The organism is Actinokineospora bangkokensis (assembly GCF_001940455.1).
Classification (GTDB): Bacteria; Actinomycetota; Actinomycetes; order Mycobacteriales; family Pseudonocardiaceae; genus Actinokineospora; species Actinokineospora bangkokensis.
Window position 1 is genome coordinate 113,702 of sequence record NZ_MKQR01000004.1, and the last position, 25,557, is coordinate 139,258.

Sequence of the window (25,557 nt, forward strand, 5' to 3'; positions counted from 1 at the left end):
CGTCCGGACACCGGTGCGGGCGCTCCTCGCCGCCGCGGCGGTGGCACTCGCCGTGCCACTGCCCGCGGCCGCGCAGGGGCAGCCCGCGCCGGTGGACGCCTGCACGACCTCGGACAAGAGGCTCGGTGAGCTGTCCGGCCTCGTCTCCGATGGCGAGCGCTGGTTCGCCGTCAACGACGGCGGCACCCGGTCGCAGGTGTTCGTGCTCGACCCGCGGACGTGCGCGGTCGAGCGGGTGATCTCCGGTCCCGTCGACCCCTACGACGTGGAGGACCTGGCGCGCGGGGCGGACGGCACCTTCTGGCTGTCCGACACGGGGGACAACAACCGCAAGCGCGAGACAGTGGCGCTCATCGCCCTCACCCCCGCCGGGAAGACGACCCTGCACCGCCTGACCTACCCGGACGGTCCACACGACACCGAGGCGCTGCTGCTCGCCAAGGACGGCACGCCCTACCTCGTGGCCAAGAGCCCGTTCGGCGTGTCCGACGTCTACCGCCCGGCCGGTCCACTGGCGACGCCCGGGCCCACCGCGCTCGAACACCTCGGCGCGCTCACCGTCGACAGCACCACCACCCAAGGCGGCCCCGTCGCGCCCTCGATCGGGTCGATGGCCGTGACCGGGGGATCTGTCAGCGCCGATGGGACGGTCGTCGCGCTGCGCACCTACACCGACGCCTACCTGTTCGCCGCACCGGACGGGGACGTCGGCGCCGCGCTGCTCCAGGGCGAGCCGGTGCGCATCCCGCTGCCCGGGGAGAAGCAGGGCGAGGCCATCGCGCTGCAACCGGACGGGTCGCTGGTCTCGGCCTCGGAGGGCGTGGGCGAGCCGGTGAAGGTCGTCGCGGGCGCCACGGCACTGCTGGCGGGCGACAAGCCGGAGGACGACCAGCAGCGCGCCGGGGCGACCCCCGGGACGGCCGCGCCCGCGAGCGACCAGCCCCGGGCGGCCGCGAACGGCAGCAGCGGGTTGTCCACGATCCCGGCGCTCGGCGTGACCGGGGTGGTCGTGGCCGGGATCCTCTACCTCATGCACCGCCGGGCCGCGCGCAAGCGCGGCTGACGGCGCCGGTCTCAGAGCCTGCGCAGGACCGCGACGACCTTGCCGAGGATGGTCGCCTCGTCGCCGGGGATCGGCTCGTAGGCGTCGTTGTGCGGCATCAGCCACACGTGCCCGTCGCGCCGCTTGAACGTCTTCACCGTGGCCTCGCCGTCGATCATCGCGGCCACGATGTCGCCGTTGTCCGCGGTCGGCTGCTGGCGCACCACGACCCAGTCGTCGTTGGCGATGGCGGCGTCGATCATGGAGTCACCGGCCACCTTGAGCATGAACAGCGACCCCTCGCCGACCAGCTCCTTCGGCAGCGGGAAGACGTCCTCCACCGCCTGCTCGGCCAGGATCGGGCCACCGGCGGCGATCCGGCCCACCACCGGCACGTAGGTGGGCCTGGGGCCCTGGTCGCCCTGCTCGATGAGCACCGGCGACACCTGCTCGCCGCGCAGCTGGGCGGGCGTGGCGTCGGCGGGCAGCACGCCGATGGCGCGCGGCCGGTTGGGGTCGCGGCGCAGGTAGCCCTTCTCCTCCAGCGCCCGCAGCTGGTAGGCCACCGAGGAGGTGGAGGTCAGGCCCACGGCCTCACCGATCTCGCGCACGCTGGGCGGGTAGCCGAAGCGCTGCACCCAGGAGCGGATGACCTCCAGCACCTGGCGCTGGCGCAGCGGCAGCTCCGCGCCGTCGGACGTCTGGTCGAGCTCGGGGAAGCTGCGCACGTTGCCCCCCGTCAACGGCTTCCTCTTCGGCGCCCCCGAGGGCTTCCGACCTCCTGTGCCTGCCACTGCTGTGCCTCCCTGCGCGCCGGCGCCCGCCTGCGGCGCCGGTGGAGCCTGAGCCGATCGCGGGTCGATCGCCTTCTCGATCATCTCCGGGGTCGACGGTAGCCCGCCGACCTGCGCAGATCAAACACCTGTTCGAGCGACACGCCGGGGCGGTCTGGAATTCCCGCCGCGTTCGGTGGTACACATTCGCACGGACGTTCGATCGAACGGTAGTTCGAGGAGGCAGCGATGGCAGCACCGCTGACGTCGGAGATCGCGGGCGCGGGCACCCCGGTGGAGACCGCGGGCCCGCCGCCGCGACCCGCCCTGCGCGCGGTCACCGCCACGCGGGAGCAGGCACCGGCGCGCCCGGGTCGCCGGGTCGGCCGGGGCAGGCTCCGCCCGCCGACCCGCCGCGCCCCGGTCGGCGCCCAGCACCTGCTCGGCGCCTCCCGCTGCGCCCGGCGCAGGCCGGTCCCGGTCGCGGCCCTGGTCGGGCTCGCGGGCGTGGTGGCCGCCGCCGTCGTGGGCCTCGGCGCGTTCGCCGGGTCGGTCGCGGGCGCCGACGTGCCGCGCACGACCACGGTGGTCCGGGTGCAGCCCGGCGAGACGCTGTCCGGGCTCGCCGAGCGGATGGCGCCGGGCAGCGACACCGCCGCGGTGGTCGACCGGATCCGCGAGCTGAACGCGCTGCCGGACGGGTCGATCCGCTCGGGCCAGCCGCTCACCGTCCCCTTCTCCGGCTGACGGCCTGCCCGGGGCGCCAAGGACTACCGGGCGCACCACCGCCCTCGGGCGCCCCAGCGTTCCCGCGCGTACCACGCGCACCACCGCTCACGGGCGGCGCTACCTGCGGATCCGTCCTGTTCGGACGGTGCACCGCCACGCTCCGCATGATCGACATCACCCCGCGCGCCCGGGTGGCGCGTGTCACTCCGTCGGGCGATTCACCGTGCGTGGTCGGCCGCCGTCGACAGTCCGTTGTCGACCCGTGACGCCTTCTCGCGTGTGGGCAGGTCGATGACGGGTACGCCGCCGTCGACCTACCGCCGCACCCTGTTCACCCAGGTCACGTACGCGCAACGGTGCTCACGCAGGGTGAGTTCCGGCGCCAAGTCGATGCCTACCCCGGGTTTGCCCCCACTGGTGTCTACCCCTAGGGTTCACCACAACATCTGGTAGTTACACCCGTGTAAGTAGTCCACAGGTAGGGGCAGTTGCCCACACCCTGTGCACAGGGTTGTCCACAGGTTGATCACCAAGCGTGGTCGATGAGCGGGTACCAGGTGGGGGCCAGGACGTGAGGAAGAGGGGTGGGGCCGGTGCGGTGTCCGTTCTGCCGGCACGCCGACTCGCGGGTCGTGGACTCGCGCGAGGTCGACGACGGCCAGGCCATCCGGCGCAGGAGGTCCTGCCCGGAGTGCGGCCGCCGGTTCACCACCGTCGAGGAGGCCGTGCTCGCGGTCGTGAAGCGGTCCGGGGTCACCGAGCCGTTCAGCCGGGACAAGGTCATCCGCGGGGTCGCGCGCGCCTGCCAGGGGCGCCCGGTCAACGAGGACCAGCTGCAGCAGCTCGCGCAGCGGGTCGAGGAGGCCATCCGCTCGCAGGGCAGCGCCGAGATCCCCAGCCACGAGGTCGGGCTGGCGATCCTCGGACCGCTGCGCGAGCTCGACGGGGTGGCGTACCTGCGGTTCGCGAGCGTGTACCGGTCCTTCTCCTCCGTCGACGACTTCGAGAAGGAGATCGCCGACCTGCGCGCCGCCATGGCGCAGCGGGCGGCAGGGCCGGATGAGCGGTAAGCGCGGCAAGTGGCGGCGCAGCGGTGCGCCGGGCCGCCCCGGTGGGGGCGCGAGCAGGGGCAAGGACAGCACGGGGGCGACGCGGACGGCGGGGACGGCGGCCGTGGCCACAGCACAGCAGCGGACTGACGAACGAGAGGGACCGGTCATGACCGAGACCGTCGAGACCACGGCCGAGCGCGGCGGGGCACCGCGCCAGCGGCTGCGGGTGGAGCGCGTGCACACGACCGAGGGGGTGCACCCCTACGACGAGGTCACCTGGGAGCTGCGCGACGTCGTGATGACCAACTGGCGCGACGGGTCGGTGAACTTCGAGCAGCGCGGCGTGGAGTTCCCCTCGACCTGGTCGGTCAACGCGACCAACATCGTGACCAGCAAGTACTTCCGCGGCGCCGTGGGCTCGGACAAGCGGGAGAAGTCGCTGCGCCAGCTCATCGACCGGGTGGTGGGCAAGTACGTCGCCGCCGGTGTCGAGCACGGCTACTTCGGCTCGCCGCAGGACGCCGAGGTGTTCGAGCACGAGCTGACCTACATGCTGCTGCACCAGGTGTTCAGCTTCAACTCCCCGGTCTGGTTCAACGTCGGCACCGCCTCCCCGCAGCAGGTCAGCGCGTGCTTCATCCTGTCGGTCGACGACACGATGGACTCGATCCTCAACTGGTACAAGGAAGAGGGCCTGATCTTCAAGGGCGGGTCGGGCGCGGGCCTGAACCTGTCCCGCATCCGGTCGTCGAAGGAGCTGCTGTCCTCCGGCGGCACCGCCTCCGGCCCGGTCTCGTTCATGCGCGGCGCCGACGCCTCCGCGGGCACCATCAAGTCCGGTGGCGCCACCCGGCGCGCGGCGAAGATGGTCGTCCTCGACGTGGACCACCCCGACGTCGAGGAGTTCATCGAGACCAAGGCCAAGGAGGAGAAGAAGATCCGCGTGCTGCGCGACGCGGGCTTCGACATGGACCTCGGCGGCGCCGACATCACCTCGGTGCAGTACCAGAACGCCAACAACTCCATCCGGGTCTCCGACGAGTTCATGCACGCGGTGCAGACCGGCGGCGAGTTCGGCCTGCGCTCGCGCACCACGCACGAGGTCATCGAGCGCGTCGACGCCAAGCAGCTGTTCCGCAAGCTGTCCCAGGCCGCCTGGGAGTGCGCCGACCCCGGCATCCAGTACGACGACACGATCAACGCCTGGCACACCTGCCCCGAGTCGGGCCGGATCACCGCGTCGAACCCGTGCAGCGAGTACATGCACCTGGACAACTCCAGCTGCAACCTGGCGTCGCTGAACCTGCTCAAGTTCCTGCGCGAGGACGGCACCTTCGACGCCGAGCGGTTCGCCAAGGCCGTCGAGCTGATCATCACCGCGATGGACATCTCGATCTGCTTCGCCGACTTCCCGACCGAGCCGATCGCCGACACCACCCGCCGCTTCCGCCAGCTGGGCATCGGCTACGCCAACCTCGGCGCGCTGCTCATGGCCACCGGCCACGCCTACGACTCCGAGGGCGGCCGGGCGCTGGCCGCGGCGATCTCCTCGCTGATGACCGGCACCGCCTACCGCCGCTCCGCCGAGCTGGCGGGTGCGGTCGGCCCGTACGAGGGCTACGCGCGCAACGCCGACGCCCACCAGCGCGTCATGCGCAAGCACGCCGCGGCCAACGACCTGGTCCGCACCTACGACCACATCGACTCGCACGTGCAGCGGGTGGCCACCCGGGAGTGGCAGGAGGCGCTGCGCGTGGGCGCGGCGAACGGCTGGCGCAACGCGCAGGCCTCGGTGATCGCCCCCACCGGCACCATCGGCCTGATGATGGACTGCGACACCACCGGCATCGAGCCGGACCTGGCGCTGGTCAAGTTCAAGAAGCTGGTCGGCGGCGGCTCCATGCAGATCGTCAACCAGACCGTGCCGCGCGCGCTGACCGCCCTGGGCTACCAGGACGAGCAGGTCGAGGCCATCGTCGAGCACATCTCCGAGCACGGCCACGTCGTCGACGCCCCCGGCCTGCGCCCGGAGCACTACGAGGTGTTCGACTGCGCCATGGGCGAGCGGTCCATCGCGCCGATGGGCCACGTGAAGATGATGGCCGCGGTGCAGCCGTTCGTCTCCGGCGCCATCTCCAAGACGGTCAACATGCCGGAGTCGGCGACCGTGGAGGACGTCGAGGAGATCTACTACGAGGGCTGGAAGCTGGGCATCAAGGCCCTGGCGATCTACCGCGACAACTGCAAGGTCGGCCAGCCACTGTCGGCGGGCAAGGGCGGCGCGGCCAAGGCCGAGGCCGAGCCGGAGAAGGTCGTCGAGTACAAGCCGGTCCGCAAGCGCCTGCCCAAGAAGCGCCCCAGCCAGACCGTGTCGTTCACCGTCGGCGGCGCCGAGGGCTACCTGCACGCGGGCTCCTACCCCGACGACGGCCTGGGCGAGATCTTCGTCAAGCTGGGCAAGCAGGGCTCGACCCTGGCCGGGGTGATGGACGCGTTCTCCATGTCGATCTCGGTCGGCCTGCAGTACGGCATCCCGCTGGAGTTCTACGTCTCGAAGTTCCAGAACCTGCGCTTCGAGCCCGCGGGCATGACCGACGACCCGGACGTGCGCATCGCCACCAGCGTCCTGGACTACCTGTTCCGCAGGCTGGCCCTGGACTACCTGCCCTACGACACCCGCGCCCAGCTCGGCATCTTCACCGCCGACGAGCGCTCGGCCCAGGTCGCCGCCGACTACGGCACCGACGTGGACCTCGAAGCCCTGCGCACCTCGGTCGACGCCACCCCCAGCACCGAGATCGAGCAGGCCGTGGCCGACAAGCCGCTCAGCGCCGCCCACAGCTCCACCGAGCTGCTGGAGCTGCACCTGGGCAAGGCCGCCGACGCCCCGCTGTGCATGACCTGCGGCACCAAGATGCGCCCCGCGGGCTCCTGCTACGTCTGCGAGGGCTGCGGCTCCACCTCCGGTTGCAGCTGACCGCAGGACCACGGGAAGGGCGGGGACCGGGAACGGTTCCCGCCCTTCCCCGTCGCGTTGTGTGGTACCGGGAAGTGCTGTCGGTTGGTGCATTGCCGGCGGTTCACCGGATGGGCTGAACCGGGATGTGCATTCCCGGCGAATTCGCACCGAGTTGAGCACGGGGTGTGGGGGGTGGGTGCCATCATGTTCACCTCACAGACGACTGGTGTGGAGGTGGTGGCCGTGACCGCGAGCTTGGCCATGGTGAGCTTGGACTGCCCGGACCCGCAGGCGCTGGCGGCCTTCTACGCCGAGCTGCTCGGCTGGAAGGTCGCGGCCAGCGAGCACGAGTACGCGATGATCACCGACGAGGGGTCCGCGCCGATCGGGTTCGGCCGGGTGGAGGGGTACACCGCCCCGGAGTGGTCGCCGGACAGCGCCGACGCCAAGCGCTACCACCTGGACTTCTACGTCGACGACCTGGACGGCGGGGAGGCCAGGGCGCTGGAGCTGGGGGCGACCAAGCCGGAGTTCCAGCCCGACCCGGGTTGGCGGGTGCTGCTCGACCCGGCGGGGCACCCGTTCTGCCTCTGCGTGCGACGCGGCTGAGACCGCTCGACCAACGCCGGTGCCCGCCCCTGCCGGGGGTGGGCACCGGCGTTCTGCATGTGTCTACTCAGGACTGGTCGAGCGCCACCGCGCGAGCACGCGATCGATGTCGTCGCGGATGCGGTCGCGGGCCTCGGCGCGGGGCACGCCCGCCATCAGCATGACGTCGTAGTCGGTCTCCTCGTGCCGGATCGCCGCGACGACGGCGAGGGTGACCGCGTGCTCGTCGAGGGCGCGACCCGCCGCCGACCGGCCCACCCGGCCGCTGCTGCGGGTGCCCGCGTGCTCCGCGATCGCCTGGGCGCGGGCCGCGGCCAGCGCCGGGAACAGCTCACCGATGCGCCGGGCGAACGCGGCCTGGAACTCCACGTCCTGCTCCGCCCGCCGCTCCCGGTCGCGGACCCGCCTGCGCTCGCGCACCTCCTCGTCGGCCAGGCACGCCGCCTCGGCCTCCTCCAGCGCGGCGCGCTCCACCAGCAGGCCGCGCCGCTCGTACCGCTTGCGCGAGCGGTTCCACGTCGCGACGACGGCGGCCAGCCCGCTGGCCTTGCGCGCCCGCCGGGTCATGGCCGCGTTGCCGGAGGGCAGTAGCACCAGGTGCCCGAAGTCGGCGCAGTCCAGGCACAGGGGCTTGTCGTCCTCGACGAACTGGTGCTCGCCCGTCTCCCCGCACTGCGCGCAGTACCAGGGCTTGTCGGCGATGAGCACCATCAGCTCGGGCGCCTTGGCCGCGGTCACCTTGGCGCGCCGCGCCTCGGTGAGCGCCGGGTCTGTCCACTGAGCACCGAAGGGCCGCTCGTCGCCCTCGGCGGTGAAGCGCAGCGGCCTGCGGTCGCGGGTCGCGGACACGTACTCCACTTCGGACTGGACCAGGTTGCGCCCGCGCGCCCACCGGTGCAGGCACGCCACGGCCTCGGTCAGCCGCTCCGCCGGCACCGCCGCCACGCCCTCCAGCGCGGGCACCTTGCCCAGCTCCCAGGACTGCACCACCCGCCCGCTGACCCACCCCAACCCGGTCAGCACGTCCAGCGGGGCCACGACCTTCTTGCGCCGCAGCAGCTCCTCCGCGACCTCGCTGACCCGCCGCTCCAACCGCGCGCTCACCTCTGCTCCTCCACCATCGCCCGGTACGCGGGCCGCAGCAGGTCCACCAGGGGGCGCCCGCGCACGACCACCGGCAGGGCGTCGAGCTGGTCGAGGATGGCGTCCGGGGCGCCCGCCACGAGCGGCCCAGCCGGGGCCGGGGGAGTGGCGGGCGAACCCCAGAACCCCTCCAGCAGCTCGGTCAGCGGCGCCTCCCGCTCCTCCGGCCGCTGCGATTCCGCACCGCCGCGCAGCTCGCGCAGGTTGTCCAGCAGCTGTTGGCGCGAGCGCCCGCGCCAGGCCAGGATCTCGAACGGGTCGGCGTCGAAGGACTCCGCGAGCAGGTAGCAAGCGGCGGCCAGGTGCTTGCACGGCACCTGCCAGTCCGGGCAGCTGCAATCCATGGACAGGTCGTGCGCGTCGTCGGGGAACAGGTGCAGCCCGACCGACTCGAAGGCGTCCTCGATGTCCTCCGGCATGTCGCCCGCGAGCAGCTTGGCCAGGAACAGCGCCTGGCCCGCAAGCGCTTGCTCCACCGCCGTCCACTGCTCGTCGGTGAACGCCCGCACCCCGATGCGCACCCGGTAGGGCTCCGGTCTGCTGCCCTGCACCTGCCCGACGACGATGCTCGTCGACAGCGACAGGCTCAGCACCTGCCCCTGCCGGGCGTAGCGCCTGCCCCGGTCGAGCCGCCCGCCCAGCCCCAGCGACTCCAGCACCGACAGGAACCGCCGCGACCACCACGACCGGGCGATCTCCCCGCGCTGGCTGCGCGCCCGCAGGCCGTCCGCGACCCGGATGGGCCCGGCCGGGGCGTCGCGCCACCACTGGTCGTCAGCCACCGACGGCCTCCTCCGACAGCGAGACCAGCTCGCGCAGCTCGTCGGTCGACAGCGCGCCCAGCCAGCCCTCGCCCGCGCCCACCACCAGCTGCGCCAGCGCCTTCTTCTGCTCGATCATCTCCTCGATCCGCTCCTCCAGCGTGCCGACGCAGACGAACTTGCGCACCTGCACCGCCCGCCGCTGCCCGATGCGGAACGCCCGGTCGGTGGCCTGGTCCTCCACCGCCGGGTTCCACCAGCGGTCCAGGTGCACGACGTGGTTGGCGGCGGTGAGCGTCAACCCCGTGCCGCCCGCCTTGAGCGACAGCAGCAGCACCGGGGGACCGTCGCCCGCCTGGAAGCGCTCGACGATGCGGTCGCGCTGCTTCTTGGGCGTGCCGCCGTGCAGGAAGCCCACCTCGGTGTCGAACCGGGCGGCCAGGTGCGGCACCAGCATCCCGCCGAACGCGGCGAACTGGGTGAAGCACAGCGCCCGGTCGCCGTCGGCGAGCACCTGCTCCAGGACCTCCTCCAGCCGGGCGAGCTTGCCCGAGCGGCCCGCCACCCGCGAGCCGTCCCCGAGGAACTGCGCCGGGTGGTTGCACACCTGCTTGAGCTTGGTCATCGTCGCCAGCACCAGGCCCTTGCGCTGGATGCCCTCGCTGTCGTCGACCTTGGCCAGCATGTCGTCGACGACGGCCCGGTAGAGCGAGGCCTGCTCCGCGGTGAGCGTGCAGAGCTGCTTCATCTCCAGCTTGTCCGGCAGGTCGTCGATGACGGTGGGGTCGGTCTTGACCCGGCGCAGGATGAACGGGCGGGTGATCCGGCGCAGCCGGGCGGCGGCGTCCTCGTCGCCGTGCCGCTCGACCGGCACGGCGAAGCGGGCGCGGAACCGGGCCAGCGGGCCGAGCAGGCCGGGGTTGGCGAAGTCCATCACCGACCACAGCTCGGCCAGCCGGTTCTCCACCGGTGTCCCGGTGAGGGCGATCCGGTGCCGGGCGGGCAGGCCGCGCACCGCCTGCGACTGCCGGGCCGCGCTGTTCTTGATGTTCTGCGCCTCGTCGAGCACCACCCGGTCCCAGGTCAGCTCGGCCAGCGCGGCGGCGTCCCTGGTCGCGGTGGCGTAGGTGGTGATGACGAGGTCGTGGCCCGCCACGGCGGCCGCCAGTTCGTCCGCGCCCGCCCGCTCGGCGCCGTGGTGGACGTGCGCGCGCAGCCCCGGGGTGAACCGCTGCGCCTCGCGCAACCACGTGCCCACCAGCGACATCGGGCAGATGAGCAGCGTCGGCGGCCGCTGCCGCCCGTGCCGGTTGTGCGCCTCCAGGGCGAGCAGCTGCACCGTCTTGCCCAGGCCCATGTCGTCGGCCAGGCAGGCGCCCAGGCCCAGCCCGTCGAGGAACGCCAGCCAGGCCAGCCCGCGCCGCTGGTAGGGGCGCAGCACGGCGCCGAAGCCCGCGGGCGGGTCCATCGGCTCCAGGGTGCTGTCGACCCGCCCGGCGAGCAGGTCGGCCACCCAGCCCGTGCCGCCGATGCCGACGACGGGGATGCCGCGCTCGTCGTCCTCGGCGGGCAGCCCGGCGATCTCCAGCACCTCGCCCACGGCCATCCGCCCGGTGCCCGCCCGCTCCAGGTAGGCCAGCCCGGCGGCGATCCGGCGCTGGTCGACGTGCACCCACCGGCCGCGCACCCGCACGAGCGGCACCTTGGCCGCGGCCAGCTCGCGCAGCTCCTCCTCGGTGAGGGTCAGCTCGCCCAGCGCCACGTCCCAGCGGTAGTCGACCAGCTCGTCGCGGCCCAGCACGCTGGTGCGGCTGACCGTGCCCGCGGTGCCCCGGCTGGTGGTGGTCAGCCGCAGCCCCACCTCGTTCGAGGCCTTCCACCACGACGGCAGCAGCACCCCGAACCCCGCCTGGTCGAGCGCGGCGGCCCGGACCAGCACGTCGTGCGCGCCCGCGGTGTCCAGCTCCAGCCCGACCGGGTGCCGCTCGCGCAGGGCGGTGTCCAGCGCGGGCAGGACGCGCGCCGCGCGGCCCAGGTCGGCCAGCAGCACCTCCTGCGGGCGGGCCACCCACCGACGCAGCACCTCGCCGCGGTCGCCCGACCACACCTGCTGCGCGGGGACGAGCACGCTCGGGTCGTCGGCGGCTTGGAGCAGGAACTCCAACCGCCACGGCTCGTCCGGTTCCTCCGCGGGGCGCAGGCGGAAGCAGGCCCGCACCGGGCCCTCGTGCGCCGCGCCCGCCGCCCACGACGCCAGCTGCCTCGACAGCGTGCGGACGCGTTCGGGGCCTGCGTGCACCGCGGGGTCGTCGACCAGCGCGCGCAGCAACGCGCCCGCGGCCGCGTCCGCGGCGGCGAACCGGCCGGGCGGGGCCAGCGCGGTGCCCGACACCCTGGCCCGCACCAGCGCGTCGACGGCGGCGTCGAGCAGCCCGCGCAGCACGTCCTCCCCGACGCGGCCCTCCAGCAGCGCCGGGTCGACCTGCTCGGCGCGCAGCACCGGGGGCAGCGCGTCGCGCAAGCGCGCGTAGCGGGCCGAGTCCGCGCCGGTCAGGGCCGGGCGCCAGCGCGCGGCGTGCCCGTCCCCCTCGGCCACCAGCGCGGGCAGCACCCGACCGCGTGCCACCAGGTCCTCCGCGAGCGCCACCACCCGCACGACGAACCGGACCGCGGCCCCGGGCCGGATGTCCTCGGCGTCGGCGCCGCCCACCGCCTCCGGCAGCGAGTGCGCCCGCACCAGCAGCGCGGGGACCAGCCAGGGCTGCAACCGCACCGACCCGCGCGGCGGCGGCCCCGCGGTCAGCGGGTCGCGCACCAGCTCCGGGGACGCCACCGGCGCGGACGGGTAGGAGGGCAGCAGGACGCGCACCCGCGTCGGCGTGCCCGCCACCCCGAGCCGCCGCGCCAGTTCCTCGGCGGGCGCGGCGTAGGGGTGGTCGGTCGCCGACCTGCCCGCCCGGCCCGGGCGCCGGGCGGGCAGGTCGGAGTCCTCCGCCCACAGCGCGAGTTCCCCGGGGGCCGAGTCCGCGGCGAGGCAGTGCAGCGCCAACACGGTTCAGAGGCTACCGACCCCCCACGACAACCCGGGACGCCCGCTACCGCTCTGTGGATGAACCCGGGTCGAGGGTGCGCAGCAGGAACTCGTAGACGATCGCGGACATGAACGCCCGCTGCTCGTTGTCGGCCGCCGCGCCGTGCCCGCCCTCGATGTTCTCGTAGTACAGCGGGGTGTGGCCCTGCTCCAGCATCCGCGCCATCATCTTGCGCGCGTGCCCTGGGTGCACCCGGTCGTCGCGGGTCGAGGTGACGAAGAAGGCGGGCGGGTACGTACGTCCACTGTGGACGTTGTGGTACGGCGAGTACTCCTTGATGAACTCCCAGTCCGCCGCGTCGTCCGGGTCGCCCCACTCCGCCATCCACGACGCACCCGCCAGCAGCAGGTGGTAGCGGCGCATGTCCAGCAGCGGCACCTGCACGACCACCGCGCCGAACAGCTCCGGGTAGCGGGTGAGCATCACCCCGGTGAGCAGTCCGCCGTTGCTGCCGCCCTGCACGCCCAGCCGTTCGGGCGTGGTGATCCCGCGCGCGACCAGGTCCTTGGCGACCGAGGCCATGTCCTCGTAGGCGCGCAGCCGGTTCTCCCGCATCGCCGCGCGGTGCCACCGCGGCCCGTACTCACCACCGCCGCGGATGTTGGCCACCACGTAGGTGCCCCCGCGCGCCAACCACGACCGGCCCAGCCCGCCGGAGTAGCCCGGGGTGAGCGAGACCTCGAAGCCGCCGTAGCCGTAGAGCAGCGTGGGGCCGTCCGTGCTCTCCCCGCGCACGACGAAGTAGGGCACCCGCGTGCCGTCGTCGGAGGTCGCGAAGTGCTGCTCCACCCGCAGGCCGTCGGCGTCGAAGAACGCGGGCGCGCGGCGCAGCACCTCCACCTCGCCGCCGACCTCGCCGCGCAGCAGCGTCGAGGGCTGGAGGTAGCCGGTCACGTTGAGCAGGTACTCGTCGGAGTTGTCCGGGTCGGTGTCGGTGATGCTCGCCGACCCCAGCTCCGGGGCGCCCGGCAGCTCCTCGCGCGCCCAGCCGTCCGGCCCGGGGGTCAGCACCTCCAGCCGGGTGGTCACGTCGGAGAGCTCGTTGAGGATCAGGTGGTTGCGCGTCCACGCCCAGCCGCTGAGCGAGGTGCGCTCGTCGGGCAGGAACAGCGGGGTCAGCTCGCGCGACCCGGCCAGGTACGCCTCGAAGTCGGTCACCAGCAGCGCCCCGGCCGGGAAGGTCCGCCCGCCGACCGTCCACTCCGACCGCAGCGACACCAGCATCCACTCCCGGTGCACGTCCGGGGACGCGTCGTCCGGCAGGTCGATCTTCACCAGCGACCCGTCCGCGCCGCGCACGTGGTCGGTGCTGCTGTAGAAGTCCGGGTGCGAGCCGACGAAGTCGCGCTGGAAGCCGGGGGTGTGGTCGCGGAAGGCGTAGGCGCTGACGTCGTCGGGCTTGCCCTCGAACACCACCTCCGCCTCGGCCAGCGGCGTGCCCCGCCGCCAGGCCTTGATCACCCGCGGGTAGCCGCTGGTGGTCATCGACCCCTCGCCGAAGTCGGTGCCGACGTAGATGGTGTCGTCGTCGATCCAGCTCACCCGGGACTTGGCCTCGGGCAGCTCGAACCCGCCCTCGACGAAGGTCCGCGTGCCCAGGTCGAACTCGCGCACCACCGTGGCGTCCGCGCCGCCCCGCGACAGCTCCACCAGCGCGCGGTCGTAGTGCGGCCTGCGCACGGCGGCACCGGCCCACACCCAGTTCTCCCCGTCCGCGGCCGCGAGCGCGTCCACGTCCAGCAGCACGTCCCACCGCGGGTCACCGCCGCGGTACTCCTCCAGGGTGGTGCGCCGCCACAGCCCCTTGGGGTTGGCCGCGTCCTGCCAGAAGTTGTAGAGGAACTCGCCGCGCCTGCGCGGGTAGGGGATGCGGTCGTCGGCGTCGAGCACCTCCCGCACGCCCGCGCGGATCGCCTCGAACCGCGCGCCCCCGGTCAGCGCGGCGACGGACCCGGCGTTGCGCTCGCGGACCCAGGCCAGCGCGTCGTCTCCGGTGACGTCCTCGAGCCAGAGGTGGGGGTCGGTGGGGATGTCGGGGTCGGTCATGCCGCCAGTCTGCCACCGCCCGCGGGCCCGCCGGTCAGTCCCGCAGGCCGCGCACCGCCACCCCCTTGGCGAAGTCGACCCGGAAGCTGAAGGTGATCTCCCAGGTCTGGCCGGGTTGCAGCTCGGCGCGCCAGGTCAGCTCGCCCAGCTCGGTCGACTCGGCGGGCTGCGGCTGCACCACCACGTCGCGCACGACGGCGGACTCCGTGCGCGAGACGGGCAGCTGGTCGACCACGGCGATGCGCGCCGGGCGCGGGCCGTGGTTGCCCACGGTGATCCGGTAGGAGACCTCCTGCCTGCGCGTGCCGCCCATCACCGCCTTGCCCGCCGCGCGCCTGGTCAGCTCCCGCTCGACCCGCACCCGGTCGTCGATGCCCAGGGTCAGCTCGACCTCCTCGCCGGGCGCCCAGGTCGCCAGGTCGGTGACGCCGACGAACTCGCTGTCGTGGAACAGCGCCGCCCGCCCCGGGCGCAGCGTGTGCGGGGAGTTGTTGACCGCGGTCGCCCGCAGGTACACCTCCGGTCCGCGCAGCGGCACCGCCACGTGGTCCAGGGCGGCGGGCAGGTCGACCTGGGCCACCGTGGTCCGGTGCGAGCTGCCGTCGGCGGGCACGGCCACCGGCCTGGTCGGCCGGTAGGTCGTCGACGCCTCGGCGTGCTCGACCTGGGCGACGGCCTCGAACACCGGCTTGGCGGCGGCACCCGCGGGCGCGGCCGCCATGGGCGCGGCCGCCCCGAAGCTGCTGTCGGCCATCGCCCGCACCATCGGCGCGGGCGGCGGCAGCGGCCGCTCGACGTCGAGGAACCAGGGCGACAGCTCCGGCACGTCGATGCTCGCCGCTGGCCGCGCGGTCGACAGCCGCAGCTCGCACTCCGGCCAGTCCTCGCCGCTGTGCTGGGTCACCAGCCCGTACCAGGTCAGCCGCAGGGCGCCCCCGGAGAGCCGCACGTCGTAGCGGGACTCCCAGCCCGCGGCGTCGACCAGGTAGGAGACCTCCAGCTCGACCTCGCCCGCCTGGGACACGCCCAGCTCGACCGCCACCACCCGGCGGTCCGGCGCGCGCACCCGGCCGCGGTCGGCCAGCCGCCGCTGCGCCTCCTCGAACTCGGCCTGCGCGCGCTGCCGGGTCTCCGACAGCGCCCGCCGCTCGGCCAGCACCGCGGTGAGCTGCCCGGCCAGCGCGTCGCCCACCTCGGCCACCCTGGCGGGCTCGGCCTCGCCCCTGGCCAGCGCCTGGGCGAAGCTGCTGCCCGCCCGGGTGGCCAGCGCCGCCAGCAGGTCGGCCCGGCCGCTGAGCACCTGGTCCTGGTCGGTGAGTTCCTGCAACCGCAGGCGCAGGGCGTCGCGGCGCTCCTCCAGCCCCGCCACGGCCTCGTCCGGGGTGCTGGCGTGCCGCTCCTGGCCCACGTCGACCCCCAGCACGGTCGCCGGGCCCCGCCCGCTGACCCGCACCGAGTCCGGGTGCAGGCCCAGCGGCAGCCCGCCGACCAGCACGCGCTGCTCCCCCGGCGCCAGCGCCGCGGTGCCGCGCCTGGTCACCCTGGCCTGTCCCGGGTAGACGGTGACAGCGACGATCGGGGCGTCCACGCGAGTCTCCACGCGCGCAGGCTACCCACCCACCCCGACACCCGTCGCGGGTTCGGTGGAGCCCGCCGCTGCCCCGGACATCCCCCTCATCGGCCCCCGACCACCCCCTAAACCTGGCGGAAACCCGTCGAACCGGGCACGCAGCGTGCTTGGTTGGTCGCCAACCGATGTGTCCGGAGGTGGAGATGGGCAAGTTGCGGACCCTCGCGGTGCTGGTGGGCACCGCCGCGGTGACCGCGGGCGCGCTCGTGGTGGGGGCCGGGGTGGCCTCGGCCGCACCCGCGTTCCAGCTGCCGTTCCCGTGCAACCAGGTGTGGTCGGGGCAGACCAGGACCAACCACAGCCCGGCCAACGCGATCGACTTCAACCGCGACGGCGACGACGGCGACCCGGTGGTCGCCACCGCGGGCGGCACCGTCACCCGCGTCGCCAACGAGGGCTCGACCAGCTACGGCCGGTGGATCGAGATCGACCACGGCGGCGGGTGGCGCTCCCGGTACGCCCACCTGTCGGTGCAGCGGGTGTCGGTGGGGCAGAGCGTGTCCCAGGGCGCCACGATCGGCAACGTGGGCAACACCGGCGGGTCGACCGGCGCGCACCTGCACTTCGAGCAGCTGCTCAACGGCGTGCCGCAGAAGGTCGTGTTCAACGGCGCGCAGGCGCTGTACTGGGGCACGAAGAGCTACACCAGCAAGAACCGCTGCTCGGGCAGCACCAACCCGTACACCCCGCAGGAGGTCTGCGGCAGCGGGTTCAGCCAGATCGACTCGGCGGCGCTGGGCACCGCGGGCCGCGTGTACCTGCTGTACAACGCGAGCACCGGCTACAACTGCGTGGCCACGATGAAGCTGACCTCGCTGGGCAGCGCGTCGTCGGTGTCGGCGTTCCTGGAGGTCCAGGGCGGCACGCGGAGCACGGACTCGGGCTCGTTCTCCTACTACGCCGGGCCGGTGAAGAAGGCCGCGGCGGGCAAGTGCGTGAAGTGGGGCGGGTCCGCGGGCTCGGCCACGTACACGAGCGCGTTCGAGCACTGCGGCTGACGCCGCGCCTACCACGCAGGCCCGACAGTTCCGCCCCCTGGGCGGTCCTGTCGGGCCTGTTCGTCCACAGGGGTCCGAACCATCCACAGGCGCGCCGTCCCGCTTGGACGCGGCGGCGCCGCGCCGCACGCTGGGTGCATGACAACTCCGCTGCGCACCAACCTGACCATCCACGACGGCGGCGACCTCGTGGCCGCCATCCCGAACCTGCTGGGGTTCCACCCGGTCGACTCGGTCGTGCTCATCACCGTCGACCAGGGCGAGGACGAAGCCTCGGTCGGGTCGGTGGTCCGGGCGAACCTGCCCGGGCCGCCGCACGAGCGCGACCTGGCCGACCACCTCGTCGACATCGCCGTCGAGTCCGGGGCCACCGCCGCCCTCGTCGTCCTCCTGCACCCCGAGGAGCTGTCGCACGCCGGTTTCGTGCGGACACTGGCCGACGGGCTGCACGCCGCCGGTGTCACCGTGCCGCACGTGCTGTGGTCCACCGCCACCGCCGCGGGGGCGCCGTGGCGGTGCTACTCCGACTGCGGGTGCTCCGGCGCGGTGCGAGACCCGTGCTCGTCCCCGCTGGCCGCGGCGATGGCGGTCTCGGGGGCGGTCACCTACCCGGACCGGCAGTCCATGGTGGACACGCTCGCGCCCGACCCCGAGGACGTGCTCTCCCGCCGCGCCCGGATGGTGGTGGCGGTCGGTGCGCTAGCACCACCGGACGCCGCCGTCCTGGACGCCACCCTCGCCCGCTTCGCCGAGGCGGCGACCGCGGACCCGCCCGGCCCGGAGCCCGAACTGGGCGACCGGCTGCTGGCCACCATCGCGCACGCCCTGACCGACCCCGACATCCGCGGGCACTGCCTCGGCCTCGCCCTGGGGGACGGGGCCAGGGTCGCGGAACGGCTGTGGACGCGGCTGACGCGCGCGCTGCCCGCCCCGCACCGCGCGGCGCCCGCGTCCTTCCTCGCCGTGCACGCCTACCTGCGCGGCGACGGGGCCCTCGCCCGGATGGCGCTCGACCGGGCCAGGGCGGCCGACCCGGGGCAGCAGCTGCCGGAGATCCTGCTCGCCTGCCTCGACCGGGCTCTGCCACCGGACAAGCTGCGCGAGCTGCTGGCCAAGGCGGCGCAGCGGTGAGCCCCGGGCGCGGGCCGGCCCCGGGGCGGACGCCGAGGTCGCACCGGGGCCGGTCGGGTGGGGGGCCTCAGCCGCGCGCGCGGGTGAACTCCCACGCGTCGGAGACGATCGTGCGCAGGTCGGTGCGCTCGGGCGTCCAGCCCAGCGCCGCGGTGGCCGCCGCCGACGACGCCACCAGCGTCGCCGGGTCGCCCGCGCGGCGGTCGGCGAACTCGGCCGGGATCGGGTGGCCGGTGACCTCCCGGCAGGCCTCGACGACCTGCTTGTTGGAGAAGCCGGTGCCGGTGCCCAGGTTGTAGACCTGGTGCTCGCCCTTCACCGCGTGGTCGAGGGCGAGCAGGTGCGCGGCGGCCAGGTCGAGCACGTGGATGTAGTCGCGCACGCAGGTGCCGTCGGCGGTCGGGTAGTCCGCGCCGTAGATCGAGATCCGCTCGCGGGTGCCCATCGCCACCTGCAGCACGATCGGGATCAGGTGCGTCTCGGTCGTGTGCCGCTCGCCGAAGCGGCCGTAGGCGCCCGCCACGTTGAAGTACCGCAGGCTCACCGCGGCCAGCCCGTGCGCCTTGGCGTAGGAGGTGATCGCGTGGTCGATCGCCAGCTTGGTCGCGCCGTAGGTGTTGGTCGGCCGGGTCGGCGCCGACTCCACGATCGGCACCTGGTCCGGCTCGCCGTAGGTGGCCGCGGTGGAGGAGAACACCAACCGGGGCGTGCCGTGCTCGCGCATGGCCGCCAGCAACCGCAAGGAGGTGAGGACGTTGCCGTCCCAGTACTTGGCCGGGTCCACCATGGACTCGCCCACCAGCGACTTGGCCGCGAAGTGCAGCACGCCGTCGAACCCCTCGGCGAGCAGCTCGCCCGCCACCTCGCCGATGTCCGCGCGGACCAACCGGGCGCCGTCGGGCACCGCGTCCTCGTGGCCGGTCGACAGGTCGTCGACCACGACCACCTCGTGCCCCGACTCCAGCAGCCGGGCCGCGCACACGCTGCCGACGTACCCGGCCCCGCCCGTCACGAGCAGCTTCACCCTGTTCCTCGCCTTCCTCAGCTCTGCCTTGGCGTTCCTGCGGGGGCCGCGGTCAGGCGTCGCGGTGCGCGCCCGCCGACGGCACGGCGGTGAACAGCCGAGGGGCGGTCAGGCCCCGCCGCTCGTAGGCCTCGGCCACCGAGGCCCGGACCGCGTCCGAGCGGTCCACCGGCACCAGGGCGATCGCGGAACCGCCGAAGCCCCCGCCGGTCATCCTGGCACCCAGCGCACCGGCGGCGAGCGCCGCCTCCACCGCCACGTCCAGTTCCAGGCACGACACCCGGTAGTCGTCGCGCAGGCTGGTGTGCGAGGCGGTGAGGTCGGGGCCGATCGCGGCCAGCTCGCCCGCGCGCAGCCTGCCCACGACCGAGAGCACCCGGTCGTTCTCGGTGACGACGTGGCGCACCAGCGGGCGCAGCTCACCGGGCAGGGCGACCAGCGCGTCGTCGAGGCCCGCGGGGGTGACGTCGCGCAGCGCGGGCACGCCCAGCAGCCCGGCGGCGCGCTCGCAGCCGCGCCTGCGCTCGCCGTAGGCGCTGTCGGCCAGCGAGTGCTTGGCCCTGGTGTCGATCACCAGGACCTCCAGGTCCCGCGCGGCGGCGTCGAAGGGCACCTGCTCGCGCTCGCCGGAGCGGATGTCGAGGAACAGCGCGTGCGCCTGCTCGCAGCACAGCGACGCCGTCTGGTCGAGCAGGCCGGTCGGGGCGCCGACGAAGTCGTTCTCCGAGCGCTGCACCCACCGGGCGATCTCGGCCAGGGTGGGGGAGGAGCCCTCGTCGGGCGCCACGCCCGCCAGCCCGAGCAGGGCGAGGGCGACCGCGCACTGCAACGCGTGCGAGGACGAGAGCCCGGCACCCGCCGGGACGTCGCCCGCGATGACCAGGTCGGCGCCGCCCTTGGCCACGCCCGCCTCGCGCAGCGCCCAGGCCACCCCGGACGGGTAGGCCGCCCAGCCGTGGACCGAGCCGGGGGCCACGGCGTCGACGGCGACCGGCTGGGCCCGCTGGGGGGTGCCGTCGTCACCGACCGTGGTCAGCGAGAGCAGCCCGTCGGCGCGCGGGGCCGCGGCGACCGCGACCCGGTGCGGCAGGGCGAACGGCAGGACCAAGCCGTCGTTGTAGTCGGTGTGCTCACCGATCAGGTTCACCCGGCCGGGGGCCGACCACACCCCGTCGGGGTCGCGCCCGACCTGCCGCCGGAAGTGCTCGACGGCCCGGGCGGGCGGGGTCACTGGGCGCGGGCCAGGACGGCGTGCAGCACCGTGGGCGGCAGCTCGGAGGTGCTGCCCGCGCCGGTGACCTCGATCGGGTTGCCCTCGCCCCGCGACGGGCCCACGGTGACGACCTCGCCGGGCACGATGCCCACCGCGCGCAGGTCAGCCATCAGGTCCGGGTCCATCTGGACGTGCTCGGCGATGCGGCGCACCTCGACCTTGCCGCCGCCGCGGCGGGCGACCTCGTCCACCCGGACCAGGCCCGCCTCCACCGGCGGGGCGGGCTCGCCGTCGTCGCCGAGCTGGTCCAAGCCGGGGATGGGGTTGCCGTACGGGGAGGTGGTCGGGTTGCCCAGCAGGCGCACCAGCTTGCGCTCGACCGCCTCGCTCATCACGTGCTCCCACCGGCACGCCTCGCTGTGCACGTGCTCCCACTCCAGGCCGATCACGTCGACCAGCAGGCGCTCGGCCAGGCGGTGCTTGCGCATCACGGCCACGGCCAGCGACCGGCCGTGCTCGGTCAGCTCCAGGTGCCGGTCGCCCGCGACGACGACCAGGCCGTCGCGCTCCATCCGGCCGACGGTCTGGCTGACCGTGGGGCCGCTCTGGCCCAGGCGCTCGGCGATGCGGGCGCGCAGGGGGACGACGCCTTCTTCCTCCAGCTCGTAGATGGTGCGGAGGTACATCTCGGTGGTGTCGATGAGATCGTTCACGTCGTTCCCCTTCGTCGCCGCCAATGTTACTGCTCCGGCCGGGGGACCGGCGCGCCAGTCGTCGTGGGTCGCCGGTGTGACCCGGACCGGTGGCTGCGGCAGGATGTGCGCGTGACCGCACCGCACCGCCCGCTCGTCAGCACCTCCGACCTGGCCGCCCTGCTGTCCGGTCCGACCCCGCCCGTGCTGCTCGACGTGCGGTGGCGGCTGGGCGGCCCGCCCGGGCGCGAGGAGCACGCCACCGGGCACCTGCCGGGGGCGGTGTTCCTCGACCTGGACACCGAGCTGGCGGCGCCGCCCGGGACCGGTGTCGGCGGCAGGCACCCGCTGCCCGCCGCCGACGACCTGGAGCGCGCGCTGCGGGCGGCGGGGGTGTCCGCGGACCGCCCGGTGGTGGTCTACGACGCCGACAACGGGTCCGTGGCCGCCCGGGCGTGGTGGTTGCTGCGCTGGGCCGGGCACACCGACGTGGCGGTGCTCGACGGGGGGTACGCGGCGTGGGTGGTCGCGGGCGGGCCGGTCAGCGACGAGCAGCCGGAGCCCCGGCCGGGCGACTTCACCGTCGTCCCGGGGGCGATGCCGGTGCTGGACGCCGCGGGCGCGGCCGAGCTGGCCAGGACCGGGGTGCTGCTCGACGCCCGCGCGCCCGAGCGGTACCGCGGTGAGGTGGAGCCGGTGGACCCGGCGGCCGGGCACATCCCCGGCGCGGTCAACGCGCCGTTCACCGGGCACCTCGGGACCGACGGGCGCTGGCTGGCGCCCGACGCGCTGGCCGAGCGCTTCGCGCGGCTCGGGGTGGGTCGGGACGGCACCGCGGTCGGGGCCTACTGCGGGTCCGGGGTCACCGCGTCGTCGGTCGTCCTCGCCTTGGAGGTGGCCGGGGTGACCTCCGCCGACGCACCCGCCCCGCTGTACGCCGGGTCGTGGTCGGACTGGTCGTCGGACCCGGCCCGCCCGGTGGCCACCGGTGACGAGCCCGGCGGCGCCTGAGCTGCGGTCGGCGCGGTCCGGCCATCGCGGGGGCTGAGCGCCGGAGGGGTCGGTCGCTGTGCTGCGGGCGGCGGCCGAGCGCGGGATCGGTGCCGCCTGAGCGTCGGGGCGGTGCGCGGGTCGGTGCGGCGGTGCCGGTGCTGCTGGTGGGGCGCCGGGCGGGCTGGTCGTGCTGTCCGGGCGGGTCGTGGGTGGGCCACTACAGTGCTGGCATGGGTGAGCGCGGGGCTGCGGTGGTGTGGGACTCGGGGTTGCTGGGCTACGACCTCGGGGGTGACCACCCCTTCAACCCCGTGCGGCTGGAGCTGACGATCCGGCTGGCCAGGGCGCTGGGCGTGCTGGAGGGCGTGGAGCTGCTGGTGCCCGAGCCCGCCAGCGAGGACGAGCTGCTGCGGGTGCACGACCTGTCGTACCTGACCGCGGTGCGCGAGGCGCCGATGGCGTCCTGGGACGTCGGGCACGGGTTGGGCACCGACGACAACCCGGTGTTCGACCGGATGCACGAGGCGACGTCGCTGGTGGTCGGCAGCACGCTGCTGGCCGCGCAGCGGATCGCCTCGGGGGAGAGCAAGCGCGCGGTGAGCATCGCGGGCGGGCTGCACCACGCCATGCGCGACCGCGCGTCCGGGTTCTGCGTGTACAACGACTGCGCGGTCGCGATCTCGTGGTTGCTGGACAACGGCTTCGACCGCGTCGCCTACGTCGACGTCGACGTCCACCACGGGGACGGGGTGCAGGCGGCGTTCTACGACGACCCGCGGGTGCTGACCATCTCGCTGCACCAGCACCCGGTGACGCTGTGGCCGGGCACCGGGTTCGTCACCGAGCTGGGCGGGCGGCAGGCGCAGGGCACGGCGGTGAACGTGCCGCTGCCGCCGCGCACCAGGGACCCGGACTGGCACCGGGCGTTCACCGCCGTGGTGCCGTCGCTGCTCGGGGCGTTCAAGCCGCAGGTGCTGGTGACCCAGTGCGGGGTGGACACCCACGAGGAGGACCCGCTGGCCGACCTGTCGCTGTCGGTCGACGGGCACCGGGCGACCTACCGGGCGCTGCGGGCGCTGGCCGACGAGCACGCGGGCGGGCGGTGGTTGGCGACCGGGGGTGGTGGGTACGCGCTGCTGCGGGTGGTCCCGAGGTCGTGGACGCACCTGCTGGCCACCGTGCTCGACCGGGACGTCGACCCGGCGGCCGCGGTGCCCGCCGAGTGGACCAGGGCGGTGCGCCACGCCGCGCCGAACGCCGACCTGCCGACGACGATGGGGGAGGGGAAGCCGACCGCGTTCGCCCCGTGGGGCGGGGTGCTGGAGACCCCGGTCGACGCGGTGGTGCGCGACGTGCGGCGGGCGGTGTTCCCGCTGCACGGGCTCGACCCCGACGACCCGAGGGACTGACCCCCCGGGCGCAGCAGGCCCGCGCCGAGGCGGCGCGGCGAGCACAGACTGGAGAACGCCATGGCCGGCACACCGGACGGGACGGCGGGGGCGGGGTTCGACCCGTACGACTACCCGCGCCGGTGGGAGGCCGACGTGGTGCTCTCCGACGGCGGGACGGTCCACCTGCGACCGATCCTGCCCACCGACGCCGAGCAGCTGCGCGCCTTCCACGGCAGGCTCTCCCAGCGCACCAGGTACCTGCGCTACTTCGGGCCGTACCCGCGCATCCCCGACCGCGACCTCACCCGGTTCTCCACCGTGGACCACCGCGCCAGGGTCGCGTTCATCGCCCTGCTGGGCGACGAGATCATCGCCGTCGGCCGCTACGAGGGGCTGCCCGGGTCCACCGCCGCGGAGGTCGCGTTCGTGGTCGAGGACGAGCACCAGGGCCGCGGGCTGGGCTCGATCCTGCTGGAGCACCTGGCCGCGGCGGCCCGCGAGCGCGGGTTGTCGCGGTTCGAGGCCGAGGTGCTCTCCGACAACGCCGCCATGGTGCGGGTCTTCCGCGACGCCGGGTACCAGGTCAGCCGGGTGTTCGAGGAGGGCGTGCTGCACCTGGAGTTCGACATCGACCCCACCGAGGCTTCGGTGGAGGTGGCCCGCGCCCGGGAGCAGGCCGCCGAGGCGCGCAGCGTGCACAACCTGCTGCACCCCAGGTCGGTGGCGGTGATCGGCGCGTCCACCGACCACACCAAGATCGGCTGGGCGGTGCTGGGGAACCTGCTGGCGGCCGACTTCGCCGGGCCGGTGTTCCCGGTCAACGCCGAGCACCGGTCGGTGCGCGGCGTGCGCGCCTACGCCTCGGTGCTCGACATCCCCGACCCGGTGGACCTCGCGGTGGTCACCGTGCCCGCGGCGGGCATCGACGAGGTGATGGACGCCTGCCTGGCCAAGGGCGTCAAGACGCTGGTGGTGGTGACCTCCGGGTTCGGCGAGACCGGGCCGGACGGGCGCGGGGCCGAGCGGCGGCTGGCCGAGGAGGCCCGCGCGCACGGCATGCGGGTGGTCGGGCCGAACGCGCTCGGAGTGGTGAACCTCGACCCGGCGGTGCGGCTCAACGCGACCCTGGCGCCGACGCTGCCCGGGCCGGGGCGCACCGGGTTCTTCTGCCAGTCCGGCGCGCTGGGCACGGCGATCCTGGCCGACGCCGCCGCGCGCGGGCTGGGGCTGTCGACCTTCGTCTCCGCGGGCAACCGCGCCGACGTCTCCGGCAACGACCTGCTCCAGTACTGGCAGACCGACCAGAACACCGACGTGGTGCTGCTCTACCTGGAGACCTTCGGCAACCCGCGCAAGTTCGCCCGGCTGGCCCGGCGGCTGAGCCGGGTGAAGCCGGTGGTGGCGGTGAAGTCCGGCGCCCGCGGCGTGCTGCCCGCCCTCGCCGCGACCGGGGTGGCCGTGGACGAGGCCAGCGTGCAGGCGCTGTTCGAGCAGGCCGGGGTGATCCGGGTCGAGTCCATCGCCCAGCTCTTCGACGCCGCCCTGCTGCTGGCCCACCAGCCGCTCCCGCCGGGCGACCGGGTGGCCGTGGTGGGCAACTCCTCGGCCATCGGGTTGCTGGGGGCCGACGCCGTGCTGGCCCAGGGGCTGACGCTGGCCGGGGAGCCGGTGGACGTGGGCGCGCAGGCCGGGCCGGAGGCCTTCGCCGCCGCCGTGGCGCGGGCGCTGGCCCGCGACGACGTCGACGCGCTGGTGGTGGTGTTCGTGCCGCCGCTGGCCATCCCGGGCACCGCCTACGCCCGCGCGCTGCGCGAGGCCGCCACCGCCTCGGCCGAGTCCGCGAGCAAGCCGATCGTCAGCACCTTCTTGGCGGCCGAGGGCATCCCGGCCGAGCTGGCCGTGCCGGGGCCCGACGGCGCGCCCGCCCGCGGGTCGGTGCCGTCGTACCCGAGCCCGGAGCGGGCCGTGGCGGCCCTGGCCAGGGCCACCGGGTACGCGCGCTGGCGGTCGACGCCGGTGGGCCAGTTCGTCCGACCCGCGGGCATCGACGAGGCCGGGGCCGCCGCGGTGGTGGCCGAGGCGCTGGCCGGGGCGGCGGGGCCGGTCGAGCTGAGCGACGAACAGGTCGTGCGCCTGCTGGGCTGCTACGGCGTGCCGGTGGTGCCGTTCGAGGCGGCGGCCGACGCGGCCGCCGCGGTCGAGGCGGGGGGGCGGCTGGGGGCGCCGGGGGGGTCAAGAACCGCCCCCCGCCCGGGTCCCCCCCCCGCGGGCCCGCTGGG

At 74.5% G+C, this 25,557-nt stretch carries 19 protein-coding genes; 10 read left to right on the forward strand and 9 right to left on the reverse strand.

Annotated features, from left to right (window positions below):
- Positions 1-13 precede the first annotated feature (13 nt).
- Positions 14-1,063 (forward strand): hypothetical protein, encoded by a 1,050-nt coding sequence (locus tag BJP25_RS02460; protein ID WP_075973113.1) that lies wholly within the window; start codon positions 14-16, stop codon positions 1,061-1,063.
- An 11-nt stretch (positions 1,064-1,074) separates the two neighbouring features.
- Here the strand turns inward: BJP25_RS02460 and lexA are convergent, their stop codons facing one another.
- Entirely contained in the window at positions 1,075-1,785 is a 711-nt protein-coding gene (lexA, locus tag BJP25_RS02465; protein ID WP_143218842.1) for a transcriptional repressor LexA, read from the reverse strand.
- Between the two features lie 279 nt (positions 1,786-2,064).
- Between lexA and BJP25_RS32995 the strand changes: the two genes are divergently transcribed.
- From BJP25_RS32995 to BJP25_RS02485, 4 genes are all read left to right on the forward strand, one after another.
- Positions 2,065-2,562 (forward strand): LysM peptidoglycan-binding domain-containing protein, encoded by a 498-nt coding sequence (locus BJP25_RS32995; protein WP_143218843.1) that lies wholly within the window; start codon positions 2,065-2,067, stop codon positions 2,560-2,562.
- Between the two features lie 575 nt (positions 2,563-3,137).
- A complete protein-coding gene (gene nrdR, locus BJP25_RS02475) occupies positions 3,138-3,614 on the forward strand; it encodes a transcriptional regulator NrdR (RefSeq protein WP_075973140.1) in 477 nt (158 codons plus the stop codon).
- Positions 3,615-3,762: 148 nt separating this feature from the next.
- Positions 3,763-6,573 (forward strand): vitamin B12-dependent ribonucleotide reductase, encoded by a 2,811-nt coding sequence (locus BJP25_RS02480; RefSeq protein WP_075973115.1) that lies wholly within the window; start codon positions 3,763-3,765, stop codon positions 6,571-6,573.
- 225 nt (positions 6,574-6,798) lie between these two features.
- On the forward strand, positions 6,799-7,164 hold the full coding sequence (locus BJP25_RS02485; protein WP_233157880.1) for a VOC family protein: 366 nt from the start codon (positions 6,799-6,801) through the stop codon (positions 7,162-7,164).
- 63 nt (positions 7,165-7,227) lie between these two features.
- Here the strand turns inward: BJP25_RS02485 and BJP25_RS02490 are convergent, their stop codons facing one another.
- The 5 genes from BJP25_RS02490 to BJP25_RS02510 are packed head-to-tail and all read right to left on the reverse strand — an operon-like array spanning position 7,228 to position 15,806.
- A complete protein-coding gene (locus tag BJP25_RS02490; protein WP_075973116.1) occupies positions 7,228-8,268 on the reverse strand; it encodes a DUF2293 domain-containing protein in 1,041 nt (346 codons plus the stop codon).
- A complete protein-coding gene (locus BJP25_RS02495) occupies positions 8,265-9,089 on the reverse strand; it encodes an SWIM zinc finger family protein (RefSeq protein ID WP_075973117.1) in 825 nt (274 codons plus the stop codon). The genes BJP25_RS02490 and BJP25_RS02495 overlap by 4 nt, the downstream gene beginning before the upstream one ends.
- The gene (locus BJP25_RS02500) at positions 9,082-12,120 is read right to left on the reverse strand and encodes a DEAD/DEAH box helicase (RefSeq protein WP_075973118.1); all 3,039 of its coding nucleotides are present in this window, start codon (positions 12,118-12,120) and stop codon (positions 9,082-9,084) included. Before BJP25_RS02500 ends, BJP25_RS02495 begins: the two co-directional genes overlap by 8 nt.
- Positions 12,121-12,163: 43 nt before the next feature.
- Entirely contained in the window at positions 12,164-14,206 is a 2,043-nt protein-coding gene (locus BJP25_RS02505; protein ID WP_075973119.1) for a prolyl oligopeptidase family serine peptidase, read from the reverse strand.
- Between the two features lie 34 nt (positions 14,207-14,240).
- Positions 14,241-15,806 carry a mucoidy inhibitor MuiA family protein gene (locus tag BJP25_RS02510; RefSeq protein WP_075973120.1) on the reverse strand — a complete coding sequence of 522 codons (1,566 nt, stop codon included), beginning with the start codon at positions 15,804-15,806 and terminating at the stop codon, positions 14,241-14,243.
- A gap of 173 nt (positions 15,807-15,979) precedes the next feature.
- Between BJP25_RS02510 and BJP25_RS02515 the strand changes: the two genes are divergently transcribed.
- Both BJP25_RS02515 and BJP25_RS02520 read left to right on the forward strand, forming a co-directional pair.
- On the forward strand, positions 15,980-16,834 hold the full coding sequence (locus tag BJP25_RS02515) for a M23 family metallopeptidase (protein ID WP_075973121.1): 855 nt from the start codon (positions 15,980-15,982) through the stop codon (positions 16,832-16,834).
- Positions 16,835-16,972: 138 nt separating this feature from the next.
- Positions 16,973-17,965, forward strand: coding sequence for a DUF4192 domain-containing protein (locus tag BJP25_RS02520; protein ID WP_075973122.1), 993 nt, complete (start codon positions 16,973-16,975; stop codon positions 17,963-17,965).
- Between the two features lie 67 nt (positions 17,966-18,032).
- Here the strand turns inward: BJP25_RS02520 and galE are convergent, their stop codons facing one another.
- From galE to BJP25_RS02535, 3 genes are read right to left on the reverse strand one after another with little or no spacing between them, the layout of a single operon-like run.
- Positions 18,033-18,989, reverse strand: coding sequence for a UDP-glucose 4-epimerase GalE (gene galE / locus BJP25_RS02525; RefSeq protein ID WP_084793610.1), 957 nt, complete (start codon positions 18,987-18,989; stop codon positions 18,033-18,035).
- Positions 18,990-19,041: 52 nt separating this feature from the next.
- Positions 19,042-20,220: a galactokinase gene (gene galK, locus BJP25_RS02530; RefSeq protein WP_075973124.1), complete on the reverse strand. Its 1,179-nt coding sequence runs from the start codon at positions 20,218-20,220 to the stop codon at positions 19,042-19,044.
- The gene (locus BJP25_RS02535) at positions 20,217-20,915 is read right to left on the reverse strand and encodes a metal-dependent transcriptional regulator (RefSeq protein WP_075973125.1); all 699 of its coding nucleotides are present in this window, start codon (positions 20,913-20,915) and stop codon (positions 20,217-20,219) included. Before BJP25_RS02535 ends, galK begins: the two co-directional genes overlap by 4 nt.
- Before the next feature lie 111 nt (positions 20,916-21,026).
- On the opposite strand from BJP25_RS02535, the gene BJP25_RS02540 reads away from it, so the two are divergent.
- The 3 genes from BJP25_RS02540 to BJP25_RS02550 all read left to right on the forward strand — a co-directional run.
- Positions 21,027-21,905: a sulfurtransferase gene (locus BJP25_RS02540; protein WP_075973126.1), complete on the forward strand. Its 879-nt coding sequence runs from the start codon at positions 21,027-21,029 to the stop codon at positions 21,903-21,905.
- Positions 21,906-22,117: 212 nt separating this feature from the next.
- Positions 22,118-23,296 (forward strand): acetoin utilization protein AcuC, encoded by a 1,179-nt coding sequence (locus tag BJP25_RS02545; RefSeq protein ID WP_075973127.1) that lies wholly within the window; start codon positions 22,118-22,120, stop codon positions 23,294-23,296.
- Between the two features lie 60 nt (positions 23,297-23,356).
- Positions 23,357-25,557, forward strand: a 2,201-nt coding sequence (locus BJP25_RS02550; protein ID WP_084793611.1) for a bifunctional acetate--CoA ligase family protein/GNAT family N-acetyltransferase, incomplete at its 3' end; no start/stop codon positions are given.

Bases quoted from the DNA above. Each gene is read 5' to 3' on its own strand.
- BJP25_RS32995 (WP_143218843.1), top strand. From the start codon at position 2,065: ATGGCAGCACCGCTGACGTCGGAGATCGCGGGCGCGGGCACCCCGGTG.
- BJP25_RS02480 (WP_075973115.1), top strand. From the start codon at position 3,763: ATGACCGAGACCGTCGAGACCACGGCCGAGCGCGGCGGGGCACCGCGC.
- BJP25_RS02545 (WP_075973127.1), top strand. From the start codon at position 22,118: ATGGGTGAGCGCGGGGCTGCGGTGGTGTGGGACTCGGGGTTGCTGGGC.
- BJP25_RS02505 (WP_075973119.1), bottom strand. From the start codon at position 14,206: ATGACCGACCCCGACATCCCCACCGACCCCCACCTCTGGCTCGAGGAC.
- BJP25_RS02515 (WP_075973121.1), top strand. From the start codon at position 15,980: ATGGGCAAGTTGCGGACCCTCGCGGTGCTGGTGGGCACCGCCGCGGTG.
- BJP25_RS02520 (WP_075973122.1), top strand. From the start codon at position 16,973: ATGACAACTCCGCTGCGCACCAACCTGACCATCCACGACGGCGGCGAC.